5 protein-coding genes and 1 pseudogene are annotated in these 4,305 nt (G+C 42.3%); all 6 read right to left on the bottom strand.

All coding sequences use genetic code 11. The features are described from left to right. Positions 1-323, bottom strand: a pseudogene (locus N8L90_RS09230) (N-acetylmuramoyl-L-alanine amidase family protein); the annotation flags it as partial. A gap of 421 nt (positions 324-744) precedes the next feature. Next, positions 745-978 carry an acyl carrier protein gene (locus N8L90_RS09225; protein WP_000136448.1) on the bottom strand — a complete coding sequence of 78 codons (234 nt, stop codon included), beginning with the start codon at positions 976-978 and terminating at the stop codon, positions 745-747. 5 nt (positions 979-983) lie between these two features. Continuing rightward, entirely contained in the window at positions 984-1,976 is a 993-nt protein-coding gene (gene plsX / locus N8L90_RS09220) for a phosphate acyltransferase PlsX (protein ID WP_261025193.1), read from the bottom strand. Continuing rightward, positions 1,973-2,743 (bottom strand): DNA repair protein RecO, encoded by a 771-nt coding sequence (recO, locus tag N8L90_RS09215; protein WP_000616135.1) that lies wholly within the window; start codon positions 2,741-2,743, stop codon positions 1,973-1,975. The genes plsX and recO overlap by 4 nt, the downstream gene beginning before the upstream one ends. Further along, positions 2,740-3,909 (bottom strand): pyridoxal phosphate-dependent aminotransferase, encoded by a 1,170-nt coding sequence (locus N8L90_RS09210; protein ID WP_261025190.1) that lies wholly within the window; start codon positions 3,907-3,909, stop codon positions 2,740-2,742. The genes recO and N8L90_RS09210 overlap by 4 nt, the downstream gene beginning before the upstream one ends. 136 nt (positions 3,910-4,045) lie before the next feature. After that, a partial coding sequence (locus tag N8L90_RS09205) for a hypothetical protein (RefSeq protein ID WP_261025189.1) occupies positions 4,046-4,305 on the bottom strand: 260 nt, incomplete at its 5' end.

Genomic DNA, 4,305 nt, shown 5'->3' with positions numbered 1-4,305 from the left:
GTACGCATAGCGCCACTATTTGCGAGTGAGTACCATGTGTTACCTTCCTTGTACCAGCCAGTACGCATGGCGCCACTGTCTGCTAGAGAATACCAGGTATTCCCATCTTTGAGCCAGCCTGTCTGAATGTTACCAGAAGCATCAAAGTGGTACCAAGAACCAGCATTTTGCACCCATTTATTTTTAGCTAAGCTTCCATCTTGAGAAAGACTCCAGTCAGCGCCATTTTTAACCCAAGTATCTGCAGCCTGTGCTTGATTGATTGACAAAAGCAGACCAGCACCAGCAAGCAAACCAAGTGTAAGTAGTTTAGATTTTTTCATAGTTATTTCCTCCTAAAATAGATAAATCCAAAGTAAGAAAATCTAATAGAAACAAAGTCAAAATAAAACTCCTAAAATTTCCAAGAACATAAGATAGAGACTAGTTTATCAAAAGTACATAGCCATCACCTTCTCCCAACTATAAAATAAATCCTTTTTTATATCTACATTATAGTCCTGGAAAAAAGGAAAGTCAATTAAAATTGTGATTATGTTAACATTTATATCCCAACAAAAATCAATCTATCTCTTCTTTTGATCTTCATTTCTTATCTCCTTTTGGAGATTGATTTTTCTGATTTCATTATATCCCTTATTTGTCCTCAAATTTCTCCTGTCCCTAGAAAGACTAAATCTGTTCCTAAACGGTCATTTAAAGCAAATAAAAATTCCAAAGCAAATGCCTTGGAACTTCTTATCTTTATTTTGCTTGAATAATCTTAACCACATCTCCTACACTTTGGAGTTGGTCAATTTCTTCATCGCTGATTTCGATACTAAATTCATCTTCCAGTGTCAAGATAAACTCCATCAAGTCGACTGAATCAGCATCCAAATCGTCTTTCAGACTCAAGGATTCTGTCACGACAAAGTCCTCTCCCTGTCGCTCTTGGATAATGGTCACAATACGGTCAAAAATTTCTTTTTCTGTCATCTCTTTTATTCTCCTGAAAATTCACGCGCAGTCTGGGCAACTACGTCTGTTTCTAGCATGGTACGAATCTGGCGGATTGTACTATAAACAGCCTTGGCATCGCTTGAGCCATGAGTCTTGACAACCGGTGCCTTGACACCAAACAAGACTGCTCCACCAACATCTGAGTAGTTGAGCTGTTTTTTCAAACCTCTGAGGCTGTCCTTGAGAAGGAGGGCGCCTAGTTTCGCTCGAAGACCTCCACCTGTAATAGCGGTCTTGAGTAAGCCCATGATTCCCATAGCTGTTCCTTCAATGGATTTGAGCACAGCGTTTCCCGTGAAACCATCTGCCACAACAACATCCGCAACGCCATTCATCAAATCACGCGCTTCCACATTTCCGATAAAGTTCAAACTTTCATCAGCTGCTAGTAATTCGTAGGTTTCCTTGCGAAGCGGGTCGCCCTTACTACTCTCTGTTCCGTTATTGAGCAAGCCAACGCGTGGTTGCGCAATTCCACGAACATTTTTAGCATAGAAGGAACCTAGAACCGCGTATTGATGGAGGTGATGTGCTGTATTTTCCGCATTGGCACCGAGGTCCAGCATGTCAAACCCCTTCCCATCTACAGTCGGCAAAGTCGACATAAGCCCAGGACGATCGATGTTCTTGATACGACCCACGATGAAAAATCCTGCTGCTAGTAAAGCACCTGTATTCCCAGCTGAGAGAACAGCGTCTGCTTCTCCCTCTTTGACAGCCTTGGCCGCCAAGACCATACTGGCATTTTTCTTCTTCCGAATAGCTCTCGTAGGTTCATCGTCTGAATCAATCTTCTCATCTGTATGGATAATGCTGACGCGCTCTGTCGCTGTCAGATATTGCTTGATTTTATCTTCATCTCCGTAGAGTTGAATCTCGATATCTGAAAAGTCAGCTAGGGCTTGATTGACTCCCTCAACGATGGCCTGAGGTGCGTAATCTCCCCCCATAGCATCTACTGCAATTTTTTTCATTTCTTTTCCTCTTTTAGTAATTGTCCCCAGTCTGCTAGGGAATCAATAAATTTCTTTGATTTTAGGTGAATCCCAACGTACTCTTCGTAGAGTTGATCCATAAATTGGCGTAACTCTTGCTTGATTTCAGGCTTGAGCGAAATGGTCTCCAAAGTCTCAAAATCAATGGCTTGAAATTGATTGAGCAGATAAGGGATATTGGGATTGAGATGGCAACGTCTCTCATCTTCATGATAATGCTCTGGACAGAGGCAGGCTCCATATTTGAAAGAAAAGTCAAAAGCCTGACCGACCCGATGACAAAAGACACACTCATTAAAATTGAGGCTGATTCCAAATCTGGTCAAGATTTGAATTTCAAAAATATTGGTCAAAACCTGATAATCCAAACCTGCTTCCATCAACTCCAAAGTCTTTTGCAAAAAAGCAAACAAGGGAGCATCCTGCTGATTGTCCTGCAAACTAGCATCGGCAAGAGCTGCCACATAGGTCGCATAGGCCATGACAAAGAGATCGCTATTAATCTTGGGAAAAGTCATCACCTCATGATAGTCCTCAATGTAACTGAGCCCATCATCATTGATTCGCAAGAGAAATCGTGCTAGCACCAAGGGCTGAATAACCGGCGCCAGCTTAGACTGGCCAGCATGTTTGACAAAAAACATGCGTTTGCCAGCCTGCTCTGTAAAAATCTTGACTAGCTTGTCATCCTCACGAAAGTTACGATTGTAGAGCACTAAGCCTTGACTCGTGATAGACTGAATCATGCTTCTCTCATGTACTCCTCAAGTCGTTTCATAGCTTCTTTGATAGTCTCCATGCTCGCTGCATAAGACAGGCGAACATATCCTTCTCCGTAACGCCCAAAGGCAGCTCCAGGGATAAAAGCAACGGCCTTCTTCTGAGCAAAATCCTTCAGAAAAGCAAAGGAATCTTGATTGTAATCCGCTGGAATCTTAGCAAAGATATAGAAGGCACCGTCTGGTTTGATAATCTCAAAACCAAGAGCAGTCATTTTCTCTATAATATAGTCCCGACGCTGGATGTATTCCTTTTTCATAGGCTCCGCATCGTTTTTACCAGCCGTCAAGGCCTCCACCGCAGCGTGTTGAGCCATAGTATTTGCGGCAGTCACCAAGTACTGGTGACTCTTGATTAACTGGGCTGTAAAGGCTGCAGGAGCGAAAATCAGTCCCAAACGCCAACCTGTCATAGCATGTGATTTAGATAGACCATTGATAATAATAGCCTGATCTCTCAACATGGTTCCCAGAGACACATGGGCTTCGCCTGTGTAGGTCAATTCTGAGTAAACCTCATCACAGACAACAAAAATTTCATACTTGCGTAAAACAGCTGCCAAGGCCTCCAACTGCTCCCGACTGTAGGTAATTCCTGTCGGATTTGCTGGATAGTTGAGAATAACCGCCTTGAGCTTGTCACCTTGCTCCAAAATTGCTTTCTCCAACATCTCAGGAGTCAAGACAAAACCATTTTCAGTTGTATCAATCTCGACAACCTCTGCCCCAACTAGATTGACAATTGGTTCATAACCCGGATAAGCAGGAGCTGGCAAGAGCACCTTGTCTCCCTCTTCCAAAATAGCTGTCAAAGTAGCAGATAAAGCCTCTGTCGCCCCAATTGTAACCAAGATTTCATTTTCAGGAGCATAGTCCAGTTGATACTTTTCCTTAACAAAGTCACTGGCTGCCTGACGTAAAGTCAGCAGACCACTCATCCCTGTATAGTAGGATTGGTTCTGATCAATTGCTCGCTTGGCCACCTCCTTGACATGATTTGGCGTTGTAAAATCAGGTTCCCCCAAGGTCAAACGCAAGACCCCAGGAATCTCCGAAATAGCCTGGTCAAACTGACGAATCAACGAAACTTGAATCTTATCTAACTGTTTATTAAAGCGCTTAGTTAAATCCATAGATACCTCCTACTGTAAAAACGTATCTCTATTATACTACAAAAGACCCCCGACCGCAAAAATACATTAGAGAATAACGCTAGCATGACAAATTGAAGTATGTTAAAATGGATTTGTCGCAACTCCACTAACGAACTTAGTTTGGAGGTGAGTTTTTGCTAATCTTCGTTACAGTTATTCTAGCACCATTACTGATTACTATTACCGGTAATGTCATTTCTGAGTGGATAGTCAGAAAGTGGTTAGATAAGCGCGACAAAAAAATATAACCTGAGTTTAGTTTTAATGTAACTGGACAAAAAGAAATACCAGAGGTGGAGGAGTCCACTGAAAAAATAGGTCTCTTACTTTTAATGAAATGAAAACCGGGGAATCTCTCGTTAATTTGAGCGAGTT

It is taken from the genome of Streptococcus mitis, assembly GCF_946190115.1.
In the GTDB taxonomy this organism is placed as follows: Bacteria; Bacillota; Bacilli; order Lactobacillales; family Streptococcaceae; genus Streptococcus; species Streptococcus mitis_CO.
The sequence above is the reverse complement of the archived record's forward strand: the minus strand, read 5'-3'. Positions and strand labels throughout refer to the sequence as shown.

What these genes read in the sequence shown, in the direction of transcription:
- N8L90_RS09225 (WP_000136448.1), bottom strand. Translation starts at nt 978, where the DNA reads ATGACAGAAAAAGAAATTTTTGACCGTATTGTGACCATTATCCAAGAG.
- recO (WP_000616135.1), bottom strand. Translation starts at nt 2,743, where the DNA reads ATGATTCAGTCTATCACGAGTCAAGGCTTAGTGCTCTACAATCGTAAC.
- plsX (WP_261025193.1), bottom strand. Translation starts at nt 1,976, where the DNA reads ATGAAAAAAATTGCAGTAGATGCTATGGGGGGAGATTACGCACCTCAG.
- N8L90_RS09210 (WP_261025190.1), bottom strand. Translation starts at nt 3,909, where the DNA reads ATGGATTTAACTAAGCGCTTTAATAAACAGTTAGATAAGATTCAAGTT.